Source organism: Paenibacillus sp. S28 (genome assembly GCF_016624415.1).
Lineage (GTDB): Bacteria > Bacillota > Bacilli > Paenibacillales > Paenibacillaceae > Paenibacillus_AQ > Paenibacillus_AQ favisporus.
The window spans coordinates 21,723-41,017 of the sequence record NZ_JACVTM010000020.1 but is presented as its reverse complement, the minus strand read 5'-3'; the positions used below and the strand labels follow the sequence as shown (position 1 = coordinate 41,017).

The 19,295-nt window shown below is 48.9% G+C and carries 20 protein-coding genes; 16 read left to right on the top strand and 4 right to left on the bottom strand.

Annotated features, from left to right (window positions below; all coding sequences use genetic code 11):
* Positions 1-293 precede the first annotated feature (293 nt).
* The 12 genes from IAE55_RS29685 to IAE55_RS29630 all read left to right on the top strand — a co-directional run bounded on the left by IAE55_RS29685 (position 294) and on the right by IAE55_RS29630 (position 12,473).
* Positions 294-932, top strand: coding sequence for a glycoside hydrolase family 11 protein (locus IAE55_RS29685; RefSeq protein WP_200634645.1), 639 nt, complete (start codon positions 294-296; stop codon positions 930-932).
* A gap of 158 nt (positions 933-1,090) precedes the next feature.
* A complete protein-coding gene (locus IAE55_RS29680) occupies positions 1,091-1,933 on the top strand; it encodes a formylglycine-generating enzyme family protein (protein ID WP_200634644.1) in 843 nt (280 codons plus the stop codon).
* A gap of 167 nt (positions 1,934-2,100) precedes the next feature.
* Entirely contained in the window at positions 2,101-2,967 is an 867-nt protein-coding gene (locus tag IAE55_RS29675) for a phosphosulfolactate synthase (protein ID WP_145159116.1), read from the top strand.
* A gap of 212 nt (positions 2,968-3,179) precedes the next feature.
* Entirely contained in the window at positions 3,180-4,160 is a 981-nt protein-coding gene (locus tag IAE55_RS29670) for an aldo/keto reductase (RefSeq protein WP_200634643.1), read from the top strand.
* Between the two features lie 139 nt (positions 4,161-4,299).
* Positions 4,300-5,484 carry a stalk domain-containing protein gene (locus IAE55_RS29665; protein WP_200634642.1) on the top strand — a complete coding sequence of 395 codons (1,185 nt, stop codon included), beginning with the start codon at positions 4,300-4,302 and terminating at the stop codon, positions 5,482-5,484.
* Between the two features lie 122 nt (positions 5,485-5,606).
* Positions 5,607-7,862: an ATP-binding cassette domain-containing protein gene (locus IAE55_RS29660; protein ID WP_200634641.1), complete on the top strand. Its 2,256-nt coding sequence runs from the start codon at positions 5,607-5,609 to the stop codon at positions 7,860-7,862.
* A gap of 74 nt (positions 7,863-7,936) precedes the next feature.
* Positions 7,937-8,821 (top strand): DUF1963 domain-containing protein, encoded by an 885-nt coding sequence (locus tag IAE55_RS29655; protein ID WP_200634640.1) that lies wholly within the window; start codon positions 7,937-7,939, stop codon positions 8,819-8,821.
* Positions 8,822-8,938: 117 nt separating this feature from the next.
* Entirely contained in the window at positions 8,939-9,439 is a 501-nt protein-coding gene (locus IAE55_RS29650; protein WP_200634639.1) for a VOC family protein, read from the top strand.
* 221 nt (positions 9,440-9,660) lie between these two features.
* Positions 9,661-10,632 carry a helix-turn-helix transcriptional regulator gene (locus IAE55_RS29645; protein ID WP_200634638.1) on the top strand — a complete coding sequence of 324 codons (972 nt, stop codon included), beginning with the start codon at positions 9,661-9,663 and terminating at the stop codon, positions 10,630-10,632.
* A 74-nt stretch (positions 10,633-10,706) separates the two neighbouring features.
* Entirely contained in the window at positions 10,707-11,123 is a 417-nt protein-coding gene (locus tag IAE55_RS29640) for a RidA family protein (RefSeq protein WP_145945382.1), read from the top strand.
* Positions 11,124-11,424: 301 nt separating this feature from the next.
* A complete protein-coding gene (locus IAE55_RS29635; protein ID WP_200634637.1) occupies positions 11,425-12,156 on the top strand; it encodes an AzlC family ABC transporter permease in 732 nt (243 codons plus the stop codon).
* Complete coding sequence (locus tag IAE55_RS29630; RefSeq protein ID WP_200634636.1) at positions 12,147-12,473, top strand: AzlD domain-containing protein; 327 nt, start codon at positions 12,147-12,149, stop codon at positions 12,471-12,473. Before IAE55_RS29635 ends, IAE55_RS29630 begins: the two co-directional genes overlap by 10 nt.
* A gap of 96 nt (positions 12,474-12,569) precedes the next feature.
* Here the strand turns inward: IAE55_RS29630 and IAE55_RS29625 are convergent, their stop codons facing one another.
* From IAE55_RS29625 to IAE55_RS29615, 3 genes are all read right to left on the bottom strand, one after another.
* A complete protein-coding gene (locus IAE55_RS29625) occupies positions 12,570-13,073 on the bottom strand; it encodes a DinB family protein (RefSeq protein ID WP_200634635.1) in 504 nt (167 codons plus the stop codon).
* A 209-nt stretch (positions 13,074-13,282) separates the two neighbouring features.
* The gene (locus tag IAE55_RS29620; RefSeq protein ID WP_200634634.1) at positions 13,283-14,071 is read right to left on the bottom strand and encodes a CPBP family intramembrane glutamic endopeptidase; all 789 of its coding nucleotides are present in this window, start codon (positions 14,069-14,071) and stop codon (positions 13,283-13,285) included.
* Positions 14,068-14,598: a PadR family transcriptional regulator gene (locus IAE55_RS29615; RefSeq protein WP_200634633.1), complete on the bottom strand. Its 531-nt coding sequence runs from the start codon at positions 14,596-14,598 to the stop codon at positions 14,068-14,070. The genes IAE55_RS29620 and IAE55_RS29615 overlap by 4 nt, the downstream gene beginning before the upstream one ends.
* A gap of 187 nt (positions 14,599-14,785) precedes the next feature.
* Here IAE55_RS29615 and IAE55_RS29610 point away from each other — a divergent pair, with 187 nt between their 5' ends.
* The 4 genes from IAE55_RS29610 (at position 14,786) to IAE55_RS29595 (ending at position 18,253) form a co-directional block, all read left to right on the top strand.
* The gene (locus IAE55_RS29610) at positions 14,786-15,697 is read left to right on the top strand and encodes an SDR family oxidoreductase (RefSeq protein WP_200634632.1); all 912 of its coding nucleotides are present in this window, start codon (positions 14,786-14,788) and stop codon (positions 15,695-15,697) included.
* Between the two features lie 212 nt (positions 15,698-15,909).
* Positions 15,910-16,473 (top strand): TetR/AcrR family transcriptional regulator, encoded by a 564-nt coding sequence (locus IAE55_RS29605; RefSeq protein WP_200634631.1) that lies wholly within the window; start codon positions 15,910-15,912, stop codon positions 16,471-16,473.
* Between the two features lie 529 nt (positions 16,474-17,002).
* Positions 17,003-17,884, top strand: coding sequence for an oxidoreductase (locus tag IAE55_RS29600; protein WP_145159144.1), 882 nt, complete (start codon positions 17,003-17,005; stop codon positions 17,882-17,884).
* A 39-nt stretch (positions 17,885-17,923) separates the two neighbouring features.
* Entirely contained in the window at positions 17,924-18,253 is a 330-nt protein-coding gene (locus IAE55_RS29595) for an antibiotic biosynthesis monooxygenase family protein (RefSeq protein ID WP_145159146.1), read from the top strand.
* A gap of 42 nt (positions 18,254-18,295) precedes the next feature.
* On the opposite strand, the gene IAE55_RS29590 is transcribed toward IAE55_RS29595, so the two are convergent.
* Entirely contained in the window at positions 18,296-19,195 is a 900-nt protein-coding gene (locus IAE55_RS29590) for a LysR family transcriptional regulator (protein ID WP_145159148.1), read from the bottom strand.
* Positions 19,196-19,295 lie beyond the last annotated feature (100 nt).

The window sequence follows — 19,295 nt, the reverse complement described above, 5'->3', positions numbered from 1 at the left end:
ACCCAAAATATCCTCTATTAACGTACCCATGGTCCAAAAGCTTAAAAAAGCGCGGTCCATGGGTGTTTTTCTGTGCCCATTTTTCCCGAATGGTCCGTCGGTTTCTAAAAATTGTAAGAAAATCTATATATCATGTTTAATTTGCGAAGTGTTATGTAACCGCTGTCATTTTATAATTTTCACAGAAAGGAGGAAAGGAAAAAGAGAAGGACTAGCCGTGTTGAGCACAGCAGAGCCAAGAGAATCCAATGGCAGACGGTTGTAAGGTGCAAAAAAACATGAGGAGGCAGTTTATGTTGAAACGGAGTAAAAAATGGTTAACGGTCGTTCTTGCAGCTTCCATGAGTCTTGGGTTATTTGCAGCTACCTCAAATGCAGCCACGACGGACTATTGGCAAAATTGGACCGATGGCGGGGGCACGGTTAATGCCGTCAACGGATCCGGCGGAAATTACAGCGTGACCTGGCAAAATTCCGGGAACTTTGTTGTCGGCAAGGGCTGGAATACCGGATCGCCTAACCGGACGATTAACTATAATGCCGGCGTCTGGGCGCCGTCCGGAAATGGATATTTGACGCTCTATGGATGGACGAGAAACTCCCTCATTGAATATTACGTCGTGGACAGCTGGGGAACTTACCGGCCTACCGGAACCTACAAAGGAACGGTGACGAGTGATGGGGGCACCTATGATATGTATACGACCATGCGGTATAACGCGCCATCCATTGATGGCACACAAACCTTCCAGCAGTTCTGGAGTGTCCGGCAATCGAAAAGAGCGACCGGGGTCAATTCTTCCATCACGTTCAGCAATCACGTCAACGCATGGAAGAACGCAGGCATGAATTTAGGCAGCAGCTGGGCTTATCAGGTATTGGCAACAGAGGGATACCAGAGCAGCGGAAGCTCTAACGTAACCGTGTGGTAATCAGCATGAAGCTGCTTATCATAAGTCATACACATTAATCAATCCAGACATGTTGAAGGCCGTTTGCCATCAGACGAACGGTCTTCGACGTTGACGGATATTGGCATCGGTCCGCCGCGGTCTGTCTTTTTCCTATTCGTCCTAAAGGAGAAATCCCTATGAGAAAGCTATGGGTTTGTATTTTACTCGCAGCTATGTTTTTGGCCAGCGCTTGTTCACAAGAAGAAACGGGCAAGCAGGAAGATATGGTGTACGTTAAAGGCGGGACTTTTAAGAGCAATGGCTCCAACTATACTGAAACAAGCATGACCCTTTCAGACTTTTATATCGGCAAATACGAGGTTACACAAGCGGAGTGGGCCAACGTCATGGGTGGCAACCCCTCAGCATTCAAAGGCGATCAGCTGCCGGTAGAGATGATAAGCTGGTATGACGCCGTGGAGTATTGCAACAAAAGAAGTATCCAGGAGGGCTTAAAACCGTTTTACAACATAGACAAGGATCATAAAGATCCGAACAACATAAACGAAAACGATCAAATAAAATGGACCGTAACGGTCAATCAAGGCGCGAACGGTTACCGGCTGCCTACAGAAGCAGAGTGGGAATATGCCGCAAGCGGAGGTCTGGAGGGCAAAGGTTTCAAATACAGCGGAAGCAATAAAGCCGAGGATGTCGCATGGTATTGGAGAAACGCCGGGGATAAATATTTAGCAGGGAATTGGAACTGGCCGGTCATCGAGAGCAACCACAACCGGACGAAACCGGTCGGTACCCGGAAATCCAACGAGCTGGGTCTTTACGATATGTCCGGCAATGTAAGGGAATGGTGCTGGGACTGGTATGGCGACGGCACGGTTCGTCAAGGCGGTTCCTTCCGGGTTGTGAAGGGGGGCGGCTGGATCGGGGATATCAGCAACACTGAGGTTTCATTTCGAGGCAAATTCGATCCCAACGGATTCGGCCCCGATCAGGGATTTCGTGTCGTCCGCGGGAAATAGGAGGGAAAGCCCTCTTTTTTTGTTGAGGAGCCAACCGCCAAATTCTCCGAAGCATTCGTCATGGAATAGATCATTCGGACCTGGGCACGTGTCATGCGTCCCCCGCATATGATATGCATGTCATGGGATTCAAACGACAAACCAAAAAGAATTGAGGGAGATCCAACATGAACAACTCCATGCGTGCAGTGTGGCCCAGGGAGTTACGTGACCCGAGCGGGACCCGCTTCGATTCCGACAAGGAAAAGAAAGACGCAGCCGTCTCTCGGGATCCGGACCGGGGATTGACGATGGTCATCGATAAAGGCCTCGGCAGAAATACGTTCGCAGATGTGATCGAAACCGCCTCACCTTACATCGACTGCATCAAATTTGGATTTGGGACGGCCCCGCTGTATAGGACGGATATGCTTCTGTATAAAATCGGCCTTGCCAAACAGCACGGCATATCCGTAATGACAGGCGGCACTTTGCTGGAAATTGCCGTTCAGCAGGATATCGTGCCTGCGTTCTTTGATACGGTGTGTAATCTTGGTTTTAATGCGCTCGAAGTATCCGACGGTACGATCGAACTGTCCCGCCAAAAACGCACGGAGCTGATCCAGGAAGGAAAGAAGCGCGGACTTCGGGTCTTTTCCGAATTTGGAAAGAAGCTGTCCGGTTCCTTGATTGATGCCGCTATTCTTGCCGATACCGTGGAATTGGATCTGGCTGCAGGCGCCGAATATGTTACGGTCGAAGCCCGCGAGTCGGGGGTCAGTGTCGGCATTTTCGATAAACACGGGGAATGCAGGGAAGATGTGGTGGACGACATCCTCAAATTCGTTCCGGATCATCGGACACTGATTTGGGAGGCGCCCCTTAAAAACCAACAGGCCATGCTCCTGCGCAAATTCGGATCCAATGTTCACCTGGGGAATATCGCTCCGACCGAAGTTATGGCACTCGAGACGCTCCGGCGCGGACTTCGCCAAGACACGTTTGAATTCGGCCTCAAGGAGAAAACGCCGGATGAATTTTGTTATATGATTTAACAATTACTGCGGCCGCGTAAATCGCGGCTTGTTTTTTTGTGATGACATCCCTAAATCCCATTAAGACCATAAAAAATAATGAACAATCTCGACAAATCTGTCCAGTATTAAACAAATCCCGTATATTTAACAATTGCATGTTCGTTTATAGGAATTATAATGGAAGTCGACGATTAGCGCTTACATAACAATCCGAAACGGAGGCCTGATTTATGGATTACATGAAGCTCGGTAATACGGGTATGGATGTCTCGCGGATATGCCTTGGTTGTATGAGCTTCGGCGAAGTGCAGCCGGGAGGGCATCAATGGGTGCTTGATGAGGAGCAAAGCCGACTGATCATTAAAAGGGCTCTCGAGCTCGGGATCAACTTTTTTGATACAGCGAATGTCTATTCCGGGGGAACCAGCGAAGAGATCACTGGACGCGCATTAAAGGATTATGCGAATCGGGACGAGATTGTCCTCGCCACCAAGGTCTGGGGGCGCATGCATCCAGGCCCCAACGGTGGGGGGCTCTCCCGGAAGGCGATTATGAGCGAAATCGATAAAAGCCTGAAAAGACTAGGCACCGACTATGTAGATCTCTACATTATCCACCGCTGGGATTACAACACGCCGATTGAAGAAACGATGGAAGCCCTGCATGATGTAGTGAAGGCCGGAAAGGCAAGATATATCGGTGCTTCCGCCATGTACGCTTGGCAGTTTCAAAAGGCGCTGCATACGGCAGAGAAGCATGGCTGGACGCGCTTTGTCTCCATGCAAAATCACCTGAACCTCATTTATCGCGAAGAAGAACGGGAGATGATGCCGCTGTGCAAGGATCAAAAAATAGCGGTGACCCCTTACAGTCCTTTAGCATCGGGTAGGCTGATCCGCGATTGGTCGGAAACGACGCACAGATCGGAGACCGATCAAGTCCAAAAATCAAAGTACGATGCGACGGCGGCTGTAGACCGGCTGGTCGTTGAGCGAGTGGCCTCGATTGCAGAGAAACGCGGTGTACCCCGTATCCATATCGCGCTAGCCTGGCTGCTGCAAAAGGAATCGGTAGCTGCTCCAATCATAGGGGTGACGAAGATCGGCCAGGTTGAAGATGCTGTAGGAGCACTATCCGTAAAATTAACTCCGGAAGAAATTGCATATCTGGAAGAACCGTATGTTCCGCATCCGGTTGTCGGAGCGCAGTAAAAAAACGAAAAGGCAGCTCACTTGCTGAGCTGTCTTTTTTTGTGTGGATTAGCGGGTTTCGGCGGACATCCAACTAGTTGCTATTCGATCCCGTTAAATAAGTATAAGATAGTATTTTCTGATGAAGGGATGGTAGGACATGAAGAAATGGTTGTGCCTGATATTAACAGGAGTTGCAGCTTGTAGTATCGGAGCAAGTGTCCTTGCAGATTCCGCCCCCACAACTGCAGCGGGGCCGAAGGGCGATGTAGCGAAAATGTACAGAGTCAAGCATGAAATGAAATTTGATCTCCAAGGGAAAAAGGCGACGCTTGACGGGAAGGTTATATCTGCGGATAAGCCGATCCTGAAAGGGGGGCGGGTATATGTTCCACTCCGTACCCTTCGGCAGTCTGGTGCGGCGGACACCGTGACCTGGAATGCCTATAAACGGGAGGTACAAGTTGTAGTCCATCCTGAGCTGCTGTCTACATTCAGCCGGCTAACCTTCCGAATCGGCTCGGAGGACGTATACCGTCCGGACGGAAAGCCGATCGGTGAAAAAATTCCGGCACCGTTTCTATCTTCGGGAAAGGCTTATGTACCGATTCGGGCGTTATCCTGGCTTGGATTGGCGGTCTCAACCGTGAATGACACAGTGAGATGGAACTGGAGCGATAAAGTTATCGAGGTGCTGAATCCGGAATGGGAGACGGATCAAGACAGCACCACGTTTACCATGCTGTATCAGAAGGATATGTACACTCCGCAGTACATGTTCTCATACGGTGAAGCGGGTTGGTTAGGAGGCACAGGCAAGCTCACGCAAAAGGATATATCCATGGATGGACGGTTGTATAACCGTATTCAGTTTACAGTAAATTTGCGCCCAGGTTCCAATCCCGTGATGCTCACAGCAAATTCGGCAGGAAGCAAGGTAGTTACAGTGAGGAGGAATGTAACAAATCTTGCCTCGCTGCCAGTCACGATCGTGGGAGAAGGGAAAGAAAACATTGCCTTCACCAGTCCGACTCAAGGCTATATTCTAGCGGAACCGAATCAAAAGATAGATATGTCAGGAGATATCCTGCAGCATAACGACCTGTATGATAAGCTGACCGTGAGTGTCGAACAGTATCAACAATCAAGCGAGGAAGTGTATCAGCAATATGAAAAGGTGAAAAGCATTGAGCTGCCCATTAAGGACCAAGCATTCGCAGGTTCGTTTACTTTAAGCGAGAAGGGCAGCTACCTGATCAGAGTACTCAGTCCTGCGTATATTTCTTCCGTAGAATCCAGGCAAATGATGACACAATGGGCTGAGTTCGTGGTCGATGTGGAATAGTGAGCCGACATATACCAAGGGACGCGGCATCCTTTTGCACGATTCATAGACTTTCTTCGGGCAATGAATGGTACAATACGAATGGAATAATAGAAATGATCACGAACGGAAGGATGTTAGCCATGAGCGAATCGAATCAGGAATATATCGTCATCTCGGCTGCAAGGGAAAACAATCTCAAAAACGTTTCCCTGCAAATACCCAAACGGAAAATTTCGATTTTCACCGGGGTATCCGGATCCGGCAAGTCATCGATCGTTTTCGATACGATTGCCGCAGAATCTACGCGATTGTTGAATGAGAATTTCAGCATGTTTGTACGGACGTTCCTGCCCAAATATCCGCAGCCGGATGCGGATGCGATCGAAAACCTGAGCATGGCTGTCATAGTCGATCAGAAGCGGCTGGGCGGAGGGTCCCACTCCACAATGGGAACCATTACCGATATTTCACCCATACTCCGGCTGCTTTTCTCCAGAGTGGGTCAGCCTTATGTCGGAGGGGCGAACATGTTCTCGTTTAACGATCCGCAAGGCATGTGTCCCGAATGTAACGGAATTGGCCGCAGCCTCGGCGTCGACATGAGCAAAGCGGTGGACATGTCCAAGTCGCTCCGGGAAGGGGCCATTATGCTGCCGGGATATACGGTGGACGGATGGGAATGGAACATGCTCATCCAGTCGGGCTCCTTTGACCCGGATAAGAAGCTCAGCGACTATTCGGATGAAGACTTGGATCAGCTGCTGTATGGCAAGGCAAGGAAAGTGAAGATGGATTTCGCAGGTAAGGCAACCAATATTACCGTCGAAGGCGTCATTGAGAAGTTCACCAACAAATATATCAAACAGGACGTGAAAACGAAGTCCGAACGCACGCAGCAGACCGTTGCTCCTTTCATGACCGAGGGGCCCTGCTCCAGCTGTCACGGCGCAAGACTTAGTCAGGCGGCGCTGGGCTGCAAAATTAATGGACACAACATTGCAGAGCTGTCTTCCATGGAAGTCGGACATCTCATTCGCGTAATTCGCGAGATTGACGATGCCGCGGCAGCGCCGATGGTCAAGTCGCTGACGGAACGGCTGCAGCATCTGGTGGATATCGGCCTTGATTACTTGACGCTGGACCGTGAGACAGATACTTTATCCGGCGGAGAGTCGCAGCGCGTCAAAATGGTGAAGCACTTGAGCGGGAGCCTGGTGGATGTCACTTATATTTTTGACGAGCCCAGTGTCGGACTTCATCCTCGCGATGTGCACCGGTTAAATGAACTGCTTCAGAAGCTGCGCGACAAAGGCAACACCGTCCTGGTAGTTGAGCATGATCCCGATGTCATCAAAGTAGCGGATCATATCGTCGACGTCGGTCCCCATGCCGGCAGCCGCGGAGGAACCATCGTCTATGAAGGAAGCTACCCCGGTCTGTTGGAATCCGGCACATTGACGGGTACTCATATGAAGCGTCAGCTCCTGCTCAAGCAAGATTGCAGGCAGCCATCCGGCAAGCTGTCCATCCGGAATGCCAATCTGCATAACTTGCAGAACGTAAATGTCGATATACCAACCGGGGTTCTGAACGTTATAACCGGCGTCGCCGGCTCTGGGAAAAGTACCCTCATTAACGATGTATTTCTCAGTCAGCATCCGGACGCCATCGTCATCGACCAATCGGCAATCGGCGTGTCGACACGCTCAAACCCTGCAACCTACACAGGCATATTGGATGATGTGCGCAAGGCGTTTGCTTCCGCGAACAAGGTGAGTCCAAGCTTGTTCAGCTTTAACTCCAAGGGGGCCTGCGAAAATTGCCAAGGGCTGGGCGTGGTGTACTTGGATCTTTCGTTTTTCGAGAGCGTGAAGCTGCCATGCGAAGTCTGCGGAGGGAAACGGTTTAAGGGAGAAGTGCTCGAATACAAGCTGAATGGCAAGTCCATAGCCGAAGTGCTTGAGATGACGGTTGAGCAGGCATTGGAATTTTTCCAGATCAAAGAGGTTGTCCGCAAGCTCCAGGCCATGAACGATGTGGGACTGAACTATATTACCCTCGGCCAGCCGCTCAGCACGCTCTCTGGCGGGGAATGCCAGCGTATCAAACTGGCTAGCGAGCTGCATAAGAAAGGCAGCATCTACGTGATGGACGAGCCGACGACCGGCCTGCATATGTCGGATATCGGCCACCTGCTTGGGATCATGAACCGCCTGGTGGATGCCGGAAACACGGTGATCGTCATTGAGCATAACCTGGAAGTGATCAGCCAGGCGGACTGGATCATCGATATGGGACCGGACGGAGGCAGCAAGGGCGGACAGGTGGTGTTCGAAGGCACGCCACAAGAGATTATCCATGCGGAGCAGTCGATCACGGGAAAATACTTGAGGTAACCATCCAATAAACAAACGACGGCTTGATCATAAGGTATTCAAATAACATCACAGCAATGAGGAGGTGGCAATCGATGTTAAGTGAGAACAACGAAAATAAATTAAAGCGGATCATCCATGAACAGCAATTCGGACATGCATTGGATTATCTAATGGAGACCGTACGCCAAGGCATTCGTTTGAGCAAAAGTAGGGTAGAAGATTACAAGGCAGCCGGTTGCTCCAGGATCGGTGGTGATCCGGATCTCCCGGCTGATGTGGAATGGCCTGTGGATTCAAAGGGAACTCCCATGACGTTCCTGGCCCAGCTTAGGCTGCCTGAGCTGATGGATTATGATGAAGCTTCCCGCCTTCCGGCAAACGGCGCGCTTTATTTTTTCATTGGGATCGATGAACCGGCTTATGACATTGAGCATAAAGTGCTCTATTTGCAGGAGGAGCAGCTTCAAGCAGTGCAGCGGCGGCATGCGCCGGAAGTGACGGCACTCGAAGATGCATTTACGGGTTATCAGGTGTCGGCAAGGTCCACCCTGGAGCCGCCTAATTACGGTTATGTGGATTACGAGCAGGTGGAAGACGATGAGCATGATTACGAACATTACGAGGAGCTTTGCTTCGAGCTGACCGGATACAGCTCTATTGACCTGGCGACGATGTTCGGCTATCCCGAAACCCAGCATGGCGATTGCGAATACGAAGCGGCACTGAAGCTGTTGACCGGCGAAAAATACAACTATTCCGAAACGGAGGCGCTGAAGCAGATCACCCGACACCTGAACGGTGATTCGGATCGGGCGCAGCAGGAAATCAGGGATACCCTGTTGCTGTTGGCACTAGATTCGGACGATGATGTAGGTTTTTGCTGGTGGGATGCCGGCGAACTGCAGTTTTTCATCCGGAAGGAAGATTTGCTGGCGGGTAATTTTGATCGTACATACTGCTCCCTTTATTCGAGTTAAAATAAATCCGTTGAGAGATCGCCATTCATTCTTCTGACACCCCAAAAAGATGACAAGCTGCTGTCAAGTTTTTGGTGATACACTCCAAACAGAATAAATTACTGGAGGTTGGAGCAAATGAATGAAAGCCAAGTTTCGGAAACGGTGAACCGCACGGTTACACCCTGGATCACGACGCAAAGCACCGGGAAGTTAATTGACTTTTTGACCAACGCTTTCGATGCACAGGAGCTCGGGCGGGTATACACTCCGGATGGAACCATTGGACATGCGGAAGTGCGTATCGGCGACTCGAAAATACTCATGTTCGATTCTGCTCCGGAGTGGCCGCCGTTTATCAGCTTTATTCGATTGTATGTGGACGATAGCGATGCGTTTTATGCGAGGGCGATCAAAGCTGGCGCGGTTTCTATGACAGAACCGACAACGATGGCATGGGGAGAACGAGGAGGCCGGGTGGTCGACCCCTTTGGGAATATATGGTGGATCACGTCAAAGGCAGAAGACGTTAGCTCGGAAGAAATGATCGAGCGCTCTCAGCAGCAGGCGTATATCGATGCAATGGAATATGCCCAGACAAGCTTTAATCCATTGATGGCAAACGTGAAAAAGGGCTGACGTCTTCAATCTGGGAACTGGAATTCGACATTCGAGAGTCAATCTAAATTAGCCGGAAGCAAGGAGCCGCCTGAGAAATCAGGGGGCTCTTTATCCTTAATCAAGAATGTCCAACAACTTCTATTTTAACAAGACGCAATCTTTCCCATGAAGAGACTTCCTCCGCACTCATTTCAACGGTATACTTTTGGAAGAATACGGTTTGGAAGGAGTACCTCATCTTGGCAAAATGGGATAATATGCTGTCCATCCTTTGGATGCTTAAATCTAGAAAAAAGCTGACGGCCGCGCAAATAGCGGATCAATTGGAGATCAGCGTTCGGACGGTTTACCGCTATATCGATGCATTAAGCGCCAGTGGCGTTCCGATTGTTGCGGATTCAGGGCATGACGGAGGGTTCTATGTATTGGAGACCTTCAGGGAAACTCCTTTATTTTTTCGGTCGGTAGAACTCAAGGCGATCGTAGACGCATCGAAGTTCGCGAAGGGGGTCGGGTATCCGTATACGGATGAACTCGAGCAAGCCCTGGATAAAATCGAACACAGTTTGAATGAAGAACAAATGCTGGATCTGCAGCGTCTGACGAGCGGCTTCAGTGTCATCTCTTCCGCGTCCCATCCGGGTATTGTTCCTATGCTCCGGCAGTTGGAGCAGGCCATTTTGGACGGACAGACGCTTCACATCGCTTACCGTAAAGAAAACTCCGATTCGGCCAAAGAGCGGAGTATCGATCCCTATGGGTTGACCTTACGCAGAAACGAATGGTATCTTATCGCATACTGCCACCAATCTTCCGAAATTCGGACTTTCCGTGTGGACCGGATCGAGAGTGTATACCGGACTGAAGCCTTTTTCACCACGCCGGAGAACTTCTCGACAGAGGACTATTTCCGCGAACAATCGCACAAGGAACGAGAAGCGGAAGGACCGATGGCGTTAATCCGAATTGAAGGAGATACGAGGAGTCTGGATGCGATATGCAGCCACTGGCATATGCATCACTATTTGACGGAACGTACCGACGCCGAAGCGCGGTTCCTCATCGACATCCCAACGATTGACAAGTATCTTCCGAGATATCTGCTTACCTTTGGAACAAGCATCCGGGTGTTGGAGCCGATCGCGTTGAAAAATCAAATCAAAGCAATGGCCTGTCAAATCGCCGAACTGTATGCGGATGATGAAAATTGAACTTCACTGACGGGGGCTGTCAGTGAAGATGCCTATAATGAATGTAAACCATGAATCTTGAAGGAGGAAGATGAATGTCTACATTCAGAATGGAGCATAAAAACCCGGAGGGGTTATTCCAATCCAAAGCGTTCAGTCAGGCGATTACTGTAAGCGGAAAGGCAAAAACGATTTATATCGGTGGGCAAAATGCCGTTAATGCGTCAGGCGAACTTGTTGGACCCGGCGATTTGGAAGTACAGACCAAGCAGGCGCTGCATAATATCGCAACGATTCTAGCATCTGAACATGCAAGTTTCGCCAATTTGGTTAAACTCAATATTTATTTAGTCAGCGGCAGCGATCCCCGAGTTGGTTACAAAGCATTTCAGGAGATAGCGGGTGAATTAGAACATCCTCCTTTGGTCACGGTTCTATTTGTTTCGGAATTTGCCCGCCCATCCGTTCTCCTTGAAATCGACGGTATTGCAGTCATTGAAGATAACGATTAAGCAGCGGATCAATCAGACTCCGGCTCCATTTCGTACTGGGTACGAAGGGGCCGGTTTTTTTGATTTTGCTTGGGTTTCAGGATCAATGGAACAGGGGCAGGAAAGCCCGAATGGAATCTGAAATGTTCTCAACTCCATTCAAGTTTAATACACCGCACCCGTTATATTGTGTGTTATAATGTACAAAAAGGATGGTATAACGCACGAATTGACCGGGCTGTGACCACACTTAGAGACGTATCGTTATTTTATTTTCCGGCTCAACAACGAACAACACAGAAAAGAATTGAGGATAAAAGACGTGTCAGAGAATGTTCAACACCATCAACAAGAAATCGAAGTGAAAGAAGACAGCTTGCTGCAGGGGATCAGAGACTGCATCCCCACACTGCTGGGTTACTTAAGCATTGGATTCGCCGCAGGTGTCGTAGGCAAAACCTCCGGTTTATCCGTCCTCGAAATTACCTTGATGTCCACCTTGATTTATGCCGGTTCGGCACAATTTATTATGGCGGGCATGATTGCGGCGCATGGGTCGGCGGCAGCGATCATTCTTACGGTATTCATCGTCAATTTGCGCCATCTGCTGCTCAGCGCTGCTATGTCGCCTTATTTCCGCCACCTGTCCGCATTCAAGACGATGTTAATCGGCACGCTGCTTACAGACGAAACTTTCGGGGTCGCCATGAATAAGGCGATGAAGCGCAGCTCCCTCAGTGAAAAATGGATGCACGGCCTCAATATTACCGCATATTTGAATTGGATCATCGCCACCATCGCGGGAGCGTTTTTCGGGAAGTGGATTACCGATCCTGAGAAATACGGCCTTGATTTTGCGCTGACCGCCATGTTTATCGGGCTCCTTGTCCTCCAGATGATCAGCAGAAAGATCATCCGGAAAGATCTTATCGTAGCCGTCTGCGCGGTTCTGATCGTGCTCGGAGCGGGCTCCTTTGTATCCGGGAGTGTGGCGGTTATTATAGCAACCATCGTGGCGGCTGCCATTGGAATGGTGGTGGAAAAATGGAAATAAGATGGGACATCCTGCTGGCGATCATGGGCGCCTCCGTCGTCACGCTTCTTCCGCGCGTTCTTCCGCTCGTGTTGCTGAGCCGTATGCAATTGCCTGAGTGGACCATGCGCTGGCTTAATTACGTACCTGTTGCCGTTATGGCGGCATTAATCGCGCAGGAGCTGTTCACGACGGACGGAAAGGTCCATATTTTACAGCATTACGTTGAAATTTTGGCCGCCATCCCTACCTTTGCGACAGCGATCCTGACGCGAAGCTTATTAGGAACGGTAGTGGTAGGCATTCTTTCCTTAATGGTACTCCGGTTTGTGCTGTAAGCGGATGACGGAATTGAAAATGATGGAAAATGTTCGTTTAGAAAAGTCGCAGAGAACCGGCGGTTATGCCGATGCTTTGCGACTTTTCTGTGTGTCTTAGTTCATTTGTTTTCCCTCGTCAGCAGAGGGACCATAGAGGCCCGGCACTGGAATGTCGAGAAGCCGTAAATAAACTCCGAGCTGCGCCCGATGGTGGACCATGTGGCTTAGTCCGAAGGTGCGGAGCGCGATAGCCCGCGGTTGGCGCAGGATGATATGGTCACCGTTTCGCAAGGTCCATTCCTCGCCAAGCATCTTCTCGTCGCATTCGGCTAACAGCTCTTCCAGCTTAACGATGTTGGAGTCGAATTCGTTCAGGATGTCTTCGCGACTTGCCAACGGTTCACGCCGAACCGGCACGGTCGAGAGATCGAGTTCCGGGTAAAGAAAAATCGCGACTTGCCAGTTCAGCAGGTTGATCAGATGCGTGGCCAGCCCGCCGAGGGCCATCGATTTCACATGCGGCTTCCACGACATATGCTCGTCAGGCAATCGCTCCAGGACGCGCCGCGTTGTGGTCAGTTCCTGAAAGGCGTCCCCGACGATTAATTGTTTCATCATAATTTCACCCCCCTCCCTTATAAGGCAAGCATACAATAAACCCGGTCGAGTGGAAAGGCTTGTCTCTATCGTTCAGTATCGGATGACGGTGGAAACGTGCAGGAAGACAAAACTATACAACGTTAGCCGAAAAGGACAAGAACATATAAGTTTTCTTGCTGCTGAAATGTGGGTGTGTTTAAGTGATCAATGCTGTATAGTTTCGAAGATTAATAGGTATGCTCAGGTTGATCGGAGGCGTGCTGCAGTAAACAAGGTTTTTTCCTCAAATCTGGGATCAACCAGATGCACTGTGCGAGCAAAATCAAGATGATGACGTAATCCCATGCGGAAGTGCCGCGACCTTCATTCCCCAGAAACTGCATCAGGTTATGTATGAAATGAAACAGGATTAATGTGATGATGTTTCCGTTCTTGACCATCAGTAGAGCCAGAGCGGCACCTGTTAGGAGGGCATATGCAAGCTGCATGATTGTATCGGCGGTGCTCTGTCCGGAGAGCATATTCAGCACATGGGTGACCGAGAATAGGATGCTGGAAGTGATGACGGCAGCCATAATGCCCTTGCTTCTGAGGAGAATTTGCAGGATTAGTCCGCGATATATCGTTTCTTCGACAAAAGCAACCAGCAGCGTAAAAAAGAGGAAGAACAGCAGATCCTGAAGCGTAAAAGCCTTGAAGCCGTTAAAGGCGACCACGATAAGCACGGCAAGTTGGGGAAGGTAGTAGATCCAGCTGCGCTTTGGAATAGTCAGTAGAGAGCGGAAGCCATAGTGGCTCCATTTTCTCTTCATGGTGATATAAATGATAAGCACGATCGAGATCGGGATGAATGAAAGCAGAACGGGTGTCGTGTAGCTTAACTCATTGAGGGTGGCGTATGCCCCGGCTATGAAGACTGCGATCAGAAGCAGCAGCTCGATAAGAATCACACTGAGAACAGGACGTTTTTGCGAAAACGAGGTTCGTTCAAGGCTTGATTTGGTTGATGCTGTCATGGCAGTTCAGCTCCCTTTTTAATGTTATCTACGAATTGTTTCTCCATGTTAAAAAAAAGCATTCCGTACGAGAGAGCAGACACGCGGTAATAGTAGTTTTGAGAATTCGGAATTTCAGCCAGTTCGCCGGCTACAATCTGCTCAACAGCCTGAAGGCGGCCAATCTCCCGATTCAATTTAAATTCATACTCCTCCAAAAGGGCAGTCCGGGTGTCTTCATCCAGATAATCAAAGAAAAAGATTTTTAGCAGAAACTCATTGCGGCTCATCTCCAGTGGTCCAGCCAGCCAAACCATAAAATTCTCCTTGCCCTCCGGCATCAGGGAATATATTTTCTTCTTCTTACTGTTTCCGGGTTCTTCGGTCATGGATACCCACTGTTTCTCCGTCAGACGCTTAAGAGCGGGATAGAGGCTCCCGTAACTGGCTTTATAAAAAATGCCTACGGAATGATCGATCGTTTTCTTCATGTCATAGCCGCTCATGTCTCCTTCCATCAGCAGCCCTAAGATGATGTATTCAAGCAACGCGCTCACCTCATTAATGTATCGATTTGATATATCTATTTGATATATAATATACGAGTTCAGTGAGGGGAAGTCAATACCTATTTAAGAAATTTTTTGGAAAAATAAGCGATTTAAATACGACGAATTTTGACGTATTTAGAACTTATCATGGATAGTAGATCAACGAAAGGAGTTAATAAATGATATGAAACCTCTACATGGAAAAGTGGGTTTGGTAGCAGGAGCAACACGCGGTGCGGGAAGAGGAATAGCTGTCGAATTAGGTGCAGCCGGCGCCACCGTATATGTCACAGGAAGAACGACAAGGCAACAACGATCCGAATATAACCGTCCTGAAACGATTGAGGAAACAGCGGAACTGGTAACTGCAGCGGGAGGGCAAGGAATAGCAGTTCAAGTCGATCATCTCCAGCCTGAACAGGTCCAGGCCCTTATCGCTCGCATTGAGAAAGAACAGGGGAGATTAGATATACTGGTCAATGATGTATGGGGCGGTGAAAATTTGGCAGACTGGAATGTGCCCGTATGGGATCACTCCCTCGAACGTGGATTTCGCATGCTACGCCTTGGCATAGACACGCATTTGATTACAAGCCACTTTGCCCTGCCGTTGTTGATTAGAAATAAGAACGGGCTGGTGGTTGAAATGACGGACGGTACCGCTGAGTACAATCATAAAAATTACCGCATATCGATGTTTTATGATTTAGTTAAAACATCTGTCATTCGTATGGCACAGTCACTTGCGCATGAACTCGCACCTTATCAGTGTACCGCAGTAGCCATGACGCCGGGTTGGATGCGTTCTGAAATCATGCTTGATCATTTCGGCGTGGGGGAAGAAAACTGGCGTGATGCCACCGAAAAGGAACCCCATTTCATCATATCGGAATCTCCGCGTTATGTAGGCCGTGCGGTTGCAGCATTAGCTGGAGATCCGGAAGCTGGCCGGTGGAATGGGAAGTCCTTGTCAAGCGGCCAGCTCGCAAAAGTTTATGGTTTCACAGATCTCGATGGTTCGCAGCCAGATTGCTGGCGGTATCTTGTAGAGGTTCAGGAAGCAGGCAAACCTGCAGATGCATCTGGATATCGTTAGTCGCTGCTAGTTTGAAGTCAAGAAAAAGCAAACTTAAAGAGCCGCATACACTGCGGCTTTTTGTGCGTTTAACGGTATGACGGATCTCGGATACCCGACATACATTTGACCATTATCGGCTATCATGTCTGCTGCACAACATCGTTATTAGGTGGTGTGAACTTGACATCTCCTTCAAGCCCGTACTAATGTTATTTCAAGAGGTGGAATACATGAGCAAGAAGCAGGACATAATGGCGGCCACGCTGGATTTGATCCATGAAGAGGGGCTGCAGTCGGTGACCTTTTCGAAAATATTTAAGAAAGCCAATGTAGGTTCCGGCACGGTATATAATTATTTTGCCAATAAAGAAGAATTGGTGAATGCGGTTTACAAAGAAGCGCGGACACATATGGGGGAGTACCTCCTACAGGGTTATGACCCGGAAGCAAGCCTTTATGAGCGATTTAAATGCCTGCAGTTGAACAGGTTAAAGTTCGGCATCGATTCACCCAAAGAGTTTCTGTTTATCGACAGCTTTTCCTTTTCCCCGTATATTTCGCCGGAGCTGCGGAACATGGGCGATGCCCTCCATTCGAGCGACGTGGTCATTTCTTTGATTGTTGAAGGCCAGAAGCAGGGAATCATCAAAGAAATGGACCCCCATTTATACCATCAGCTCATTCATGGGATTATTTCTTCTATCCTGAAAGGGTACTACATTCAGAAATATCCGTTAGACGAGGTCCAGGTTCAGCAAGTGCTGGAAGCCTCTTGGAAAGCTATACTCGTGTAGAAACAGCCTTTTGGACGCCTATGAATGGTCCTAAAAAGGCTGTTTTTTTGTTATCTCGATTCCTCGGCCTAATGAATTTCTTATCTAATTTAACTTCACTACTCTCGTCTGTTATCCTCACTGCTCCTTTTGGGGCGTTAACCGCGTCGGTTTCAAAAAAATCTGTTGGCGATCTCAATATGCTGCTGAAGATTGGAATTATCGTTCCGTTTTGTAAACAGTTGACGATTAGATCTGTATACACAATGGAATACATGTTCCACAATTCTACAATTATTTGGCTCATTTCAATTTCTTTTCCGATTGGGGTTAAATATAATGCGAGAAATTTGCAGCTGTTTATTCTGTAAAATCCTAATGAAAAGCATGTTTACGGAACAAACCAGTCATCTAACTTGCGGAGTATAGATAGAGGTTAATTAGCTCGAACGGAATATATATTCCAAAATCCCTTGACTCAATGAGGCGGCTGAGTTATATTTGCTTTGGAACAAACATTCCAAACCTAGGTTGAGGAGGCATTTTTGATATGAGTAAAGTTTGGCTGATTACAGGCAGTTCCCGGGGATTTGGACGCAGTCTTGCAGAAGCAGTACTGGCAAAAGGAGATCAGCTGGTGGCAACAGCCCGCAATACAGAACAAATCGCTGATCTTGCAGCACGCTTTGGCAGCCAAGTCCACATCGTTGAGCTGGATGTAACCCGGTTCGAGCAGGCTGAGGCTGCCGTGAAAGCTGCCTTCGAAACGTTTGGGCGTTTGGATGTACTTGTGAATAATGCGGGTTACGGCAATATCTCTTCCATTGAACAAACTCCGATGGATGACTTCCGAGCTCAATTGGAAACGAACCTTTGGGGCGTCATTAACGTTACGAAAGCAGCGCTGCCGCACCTGAGAGAGCAGGGTCATGGACATATTGTCCAGTTCTCCTCGATCGGCGGCCGCATCGGCGCGCCCGGTCTAGGACCATACCAAACGGCAAAATGGGCGGTGGAGGGATTCTCCGAGGTCCTTTTCAAAGAAGTTGGACCGCTTGGGATAAAGGTTACGCTGATTGAGCCGGGCGGTTTTCGTACCGATTGGGCAGGTTCATCCATGAAGCATGTCGAGCCTATCGACGATTATAAGGACACGGTCGGCAATCATTTGAAGCATGCCCGCGAGACTACCGGCAAAGAGAACGGAGATCCGGATAAAGCTGCGCAAGCGATCATTTCCATTGTGAATGAGGATAACCCGCCGCTTCGCTTACTGCTCGGAAGCGATGCCGTTGCGATAGCGAACGCGGTGGATAAGGGCAAATTGGAAGAAACCAAGCGTTGGGAGAAACTTAGCCTGTCCACGGACTACCAGGCAAAAGAATTGGATCCTGAAGTTTCGCGTATGATTCAAGAGCTTCCGGAGTCATGATATAAGCAGATCCACTTATAACAACAAGGAGTTGACATCATGACTCAAATATCATTGAATAACCAGGTTCTGACACTGATCAATGTATTTACCGTTGAACCGGCCAATCAGGAACGGCTGATCGAACTGCTGACCGACGCAACGAATGTTTCCGTCCGGTACGCCCCAGGATTTATAACATGTATTCTCCATCGAGGTACGGATGGAACGAAGGTTACGATGTATTCCCAATGGAGAAGCGCAGAGGATTATCAAGCCATGCGAAATGACCCTAGGCCTCTTCCGTATCTGCAGGAAGCTTTGAAAATAGCGAAGTTTGAGCCGGGGATGTACGAAATCGTCACGACATTTGAAGCGGCGAGCGAATAAAAGAGGATTAGAAAGATACCGTGTATATCGCGGTATCTTTTTTTATGATCCATCAAGACCGCCACTCACTTGGATGCCGTATCCTATATGCTCAATAAACCTCTTGGCAGCGGGCGACAAATAGCGGTCTTTCCGCCACTTCAGCCCGACTTCCCAATCCCAGCCTTCCTCCTGTATGGGGATCCATACCAGCCCGTCTAACATCAGCCCTAATGTTTGTGGAAGCACTGACACGCCCAGACCCGCTTTAATAAAACCGGCCACGGTAATCAAATCTTCGGCGTCATATGTGGAAGCCAGTTCAAAATTCGTATGCTGAAATCGGGAGGTGATGGTCGCTTTAAGGCCGCAATTTCTCTTGAGTCCCACAAAAGGCTCACCTGATAATTCAAACAAGCTTAAGCTGGAGCGGCTTGCAAAGGGATGATCTGCGGAAACAACGATAAACAGCGGTAATTTGCGAATTACAATCCACTCATGATTGTCCAGCGTCGTTTCCCTCGAAGTGATCATCATGTCCGCCGTACCCTTATCCAAATACTCGTCGATATCCCCGTGATCTCCTTGGTACAGTTCAAAACGGACCTGGGGATGATGGACCTGGTAATCCCGAACCATAGAAGGGACCAAATCCACGCCCAGAATATTCAAATAGGAGATGTGAATCACACCAGTTTCGGGGTTGGACCACTCCTCAATTTCCTGTATGCCGTTTTGGATGTTGTTCAAGGCTGTCTCAACCCATCTGCCGAACATTTTTCCATAGCGATTTAATTCGACATTCCGGCCGTTTCGCTCGAAAAGGGGTACTCCCAGTTCGGTCTCCAGTTTGGCAATCGCGTGGCTTAAGGCTGGTTGCGTAATATTCAATGCCTTCGAAGCCATCGTCATATGCTGCAGCCGGGCAACGGTTAAAAAGTATTCGAGTTGTGTCAGCTCCATCTTGGCACCCGCTTATATAAAATTTATTCATGAATTTAATGAAAACTATAAATTAGACGCTGGGGTCCGTCAAGCTTACAATAAGGTTGTTCTCAGGGGA

Coding starts and splice junctions, on each gene's coding strand:
- IAE55_RS29685 (WP_200634645.1), top strand. CDS start 294: ATGTTGAAACGGAGTAAAAAATGGTTAACGGTCGTTCTTGCAGCTTCC.
- IAE55_RS29680 (WP_200634644.1), top strand. CDS start 1,091: ATGAGAAAGCTATGGGTTTGTATTTTACTCGCAGCTATGTTTTTGGCC.
- IAE55_RS29675 (WP_145159116.1), top strand. CDS start 2,101: ATGAACAACTCCATGCGTGCAGTGTGGCCCAGGGAGTTACGTGACCCG.
- IAE55_RS29670 (WP_200634643.1), top strand. CDS start 3,180: ATGGATTACATGAAGCTCGGTAATACGGGTATGGATGTCTCGCGGATA.
- IAE55_RS29665 (WP_200634642.1), top strand. CDS start 4,300: ATGAAGAAATGGTTGTGCCTGATATTAACAGGAGTTGCAGCTTGTAGT.
- IAE55_RS29660 (WP_200634641.1), top strand. CDS start 5,607: ATGAGCGAATCGAATCAGGAATATATCGTCATCTCGGCTGCAAGGGAA.
- IAE55_RS29655 (WP_200634640.1), top strand. CDS start 7,937: ATGTTAAGTGAGAACAACGAAAATAAATTAAAGCGGATCATCCATGAA.
- IAE55_RS29650 (WP_200634639.1), top strand. CDS start 8,939: ATGAATGAAAGCCAAGTTTCGGAAACGGTGAACCGCACGGTTACACCC.
- IAE55_RS29640 (WP_145945382.1), top strand. CDS start 10,707: ATGTCTACATTCAGAATGGAGCATAAAAACCCGGAGGGGTTATTCCAA.
- IAE55_RS29630 (WP_200634636.1), top strand. CDS start 12,147: ATGGAAATAAGATGGGACATCCTGCTGGCGATCATGGGCGCCTCCGTC.
- IAE55_RS29625 (WP_200634635.1), bottom strand. CDS start 13,073: ATGATGAAACAATTAATCGTCGGGGACGCCTTTCAGGAACTGACCACA.
- IAE55_RS29620 (WP_200634634.1), bottom strand. CDS start 14,071: ATGACAGCATCAACCAAATCAAGCCTTGAACGAACCTCGTTTTCGCAA.
- IAE55_RS29610 (WP_200634632.1), top strand. CDS start 14,786: ATGAAACCTCTACATGGAAAAGTGGGTTTGGTAGCAGGAGCAACACGC.
- IAE55_RS29605 (WP_200634631.1), top strand. CDS start 15,910: ATGAGCAAGAAGCAGGACATAATGGCGGCCACGCTGGATTTGATCCAT.
- IAE55_RS29600 (WP_145159144.1), top strand. CDS start 17,003: ATGAGTAAAGTTTGGCTGATTACAGGCAGTTCCCGGGGATTTGGACGC.
- IAE55_RS29595 (WP_145159146.1), top strand. CDS start 17,924: ATGACTCAAATATCATTGAATAACCAGGTTCTGACACTGATCAATGTA.
- IAE55_RS29590 (WP_145159148.1), bottom strand. CDS start 19,195: ATGGAGCTGACACAACTCGAATACTTTTTAACCGTTGCCCGGCTGCAG.